Here is a 3,418-nt window from a genome sequence, read left to right on the forward strand (position 1 = left end):
GTTAATGGATGTAAGTGTTAGCAACTTAAAACGAATGGCGTTATGTTATAACTTCTAAATAATGGGTGGCTTTGTAACTTTTTTAGGTACAGATTGTTGAATTTTGATAAAAACAATATTGCTTCTGAAAGCTCCAAAGACTCAATTTCTTTTATAACCTGGTTGGTGTATTCACGAGGCTTATACCCCATTTCTATCTCATAACTTATTGCTCTCAAGAACGATTTACCATTTGTTTCTGCCCCCAAACCAAGTAGTGCATTGGTTTTAGCCTGTTTAAAACTCGCTTCTGAAATGCCGTCAAACCTTGTTTGCAACTGATTATGTAGATAATCATGCGTGTATTTTACTAACACAGAATGTTCGGTACTAGAAGATTCAACAACATAGGACAGTGAAGCTCTAGAAAGCCTATTCATTTTGGAGTTCGCTATATAAGCTATCTTTTTCTGAGTTCTCATTAGATCACTAAACCCACTTGTAGTTAGCTCCTTCAACACTCTGAGACTTGCTTCATCAATTGGAGATGCATATCTAGTGACTAATGTATGAGAAAGCGCCTTCTTCTGTGAATCAACTCCGATTCTTACAGAGTAGGCATCTTTATTATCGGTGTGCCAATTTCGATTTTGCTTGTGCATTTTATTATTTGTAAAATAACCAGTAAGTATCGGTTTACCTGTAGGGTTTACTACTATAATTGACTCTTTAACTTCAGTAATAAAATCGTTGAAATCTGGTTGAGTTACTTTACTGATTAATTCAGGAATTAAATCTGGTGACAACCTTTTATCAACTTGACTATCCGAATCAAGTATTGCCAGCTTAAAGGCTTTATCCCTAAGGTTGTAATTATACTTTCTGAGCGAAATATCCTTAATTCGCTCTAATTCAACAGCACTCACCTCTTTTAAACCACTCCTTAAAATATCATGGGCATATTTTGCAAGCAGCTTTCCTTGTCCAGACAGCACTATGCCGATTGATTGATAGTTAAGGTGAGTTTCAAGTTTATAGTCGGCAACAGCTGCAAAGTAAGCTTTATCTCCTAACGCGCTCCTTAGTTTTTCAATTAGTAAAAGTGACATTACTCTAGTTTGAGAGCTCGACCTATTCCTATGTCCCTCAAGTTGAATGAGTATTTCATCGCTCATCTCTCCTTTTTTGACATCTACTATTGATACTTCAAGTGGGAATTCTATTCTAGTTTGCTTATCTTGACTCAAATAAGGGTTTTCACTCGGAAAATGGAAATTATCTCTGTCTAATTGGGGAATACTTTTATCAATGGTGTCCCCTATTTTTGATATACTAAATTGGCGATCATAAAAGCTAGAAGATCGCTTATATACTTTATCAGTCTTGCTTGTGACGAATGCTTGCATATTTGAGGGGGTTAAATGGCTCAAATAACCTCTTAAGTCCATTGAGCTTACTAGGTCGAAACTCCCCTTATGTGTAATTGAATTGACAGTTTCAAAATGTAATAAGGTATCAGATATATCACTTAACCAATCTCCAGGCTCTTTACTTACCGCTTTATCTAAAACTCTCTCTCGAACAAGCTGTAGCTCTTTCTGCACATATAACGGTACACCAGAGCTAATTTTATTCACATAAGCAAAAACACTCCCCATAACCAAGCCTAATTCATTATGTCCTTTTGGCGTTAAATCAATATATATATTCAACACTTCATTCAAGTAATCACCTTGGAATGATGCAGATAACGAATACGCCAAACCTTTTGATTTAAGGTAGTGAAAAATAGACCCTGGAGCTTCATGACCAATTAAGTCAATAACTAACGTGGAAGTATCAAAATTAGTTTTTGACAACCTATTAGGTACCTCAAACCGCATATCTAACGATATACGGTTTGATTCAGAGTCAATTGAAATTAAGGTAGCTAACTGTGAATTAGAATGAAGTGGTATGTATTTTGGTACATTATCTTCACCAGATTCAAGAGACCCAAACTCAGATTTAATAAACTTTATGATGTCTTCTTGAGGCTCGTTGGTATATATGGCTAAAGCCATATTATTTGCAACGTAGAAACGCGAATGGAATATTTTTAATGCTGGTTCGATATTTCTAGCTTCTGTACCTAATGATTCATGATTTCCAATTCCAAATTTTCGAGCACTATTTGTGTCGATAGTCATGTCTTTCATAACTGACAATATACCTTGCCAATCATTATTTCTCCCAGACTCAAACTCCTCATTAACTTCTGAAAGCCCTATATCAACAGCGTTAGTCAATATCATTGGGCTTTCTATAATATCAACTAACCTTCCTAGACCATCTCTAAATAAGGAATTTTGTATCTGAAAATGATAACGCGTATTTCCGCTGCGTGTTGATCCATTAGACCAACCACCTGCTGATTTAAAGAAATTATCCCAACTGTCAATTTGCGGATACTGCTTACTCCCCAAAAACACAATATGCTCTAATAGGTGTGGTAATCCTTGGGCGTGAAATGGAGCCTCACGTTGACCTGCTTTGATAGTGAGCGAGGCAGCTGATACCTCAGCATTTGGATCCGATATAACTACAACTCTTAATCCATTTGACAGCGTAAACTGAGAAGAAAGCTGCTTGCTTGCATAATTTGGAGATATCTGCTGAGCTGGTAGCATGAAAGCTATACTTCCAATAGCACAAATAAAAAAAAACTCTTTAAACATTAAAAATCCCTGTAACTGTTCTGTGTTAAAAATCCATATTTATCACGTTAATATACATAATTTAAAATAGTGTTTCAGCCTATATTTTTATGGCCAACTACAACAGGTAAACCCGTTATGATTTTTCTAATAGCATACCTTTCTTTTATCGTTGAAACGCAAGAAATAGGTTATAAGTATGTACATATTAACTTCAACTTTTTTGAATATGTTTAACGTTATCTTGCTTATAGGCAGACGTTCGATAATTTGAACTGTCGATTGAACATGATATTATCGGTTTAATCATAATGCGTGTTTCACTTTAGCTACTGGAACTTTCCACTTATTTTTCAAATCAAACTAATTTCTGAAACGCTTCAGCAATAGCTTGCCTAGCTTGATGAGCATAAACCAAAGTATGTTTTAACGATGTATGGCAAAGCGCTTTTGAAACAACGCTTACATCTACCCCCGATAATAACAAGGCCACCCATTCTAGTTGGCTAAATGTTAAACACTCTACTAGGCTTTAGTTATTACTTAATTTTCGGTAATTAATGATGGCCAGACCTAGAAAAATACTCGTGAGTTTAGAAGATACGCCTTACTACCACTGTTGTTCGCGTGTGGTACGTAAGGCATTTTTGTGTGGGTTTGATAAGTCGACAGGCGAAAACTATGAACATCGCCGTGAGTGGGTAGATAACCGAATTATTGAATTGTCGACGATTTTCGCGATT

At 35.9% G+C, this 3,418-nt stretch carries 1 protein-coding gene and 1 pseudogene; one reads left to right on the forward strand and one right to left on the reverse strand.

Going from position 1 to position 3,418, the window contains the following annotated elements; genetic code table 11:
- Positions 1 to 17: 17 nt before the first annotated feature.
- Entirely contained in the window at positions 18 to 2,696 is a 2,679-nt protein-coding gene (locus tag Q4557_RS19540; RefSeq protein WP_303414979.1) for an insulinase family protein, read from the reverse strand.
- 542 nt (positions 2,697 to 3,238) lie between these two features.
- On the opposite strand from Q4557_RS19540, the pseudogene Q4557_RS19545 reads away from it, so the two are divergent.
- A pseudogene (locus Q4557_RS19545) lies at positions 3,239 to 3,418 on the forward strand (transposase); the annotation flags it as partial.

The sequence above is a fragment of the Shewanella sp. 5_MG-2023 genome (assembly GCF_030547465.1).
Taxonomy (GTDB): Bacteria; Pseudomonadota; Gammaproteobacteria; order Enterobacterales; family Shewanellaceae; genus Shewanella.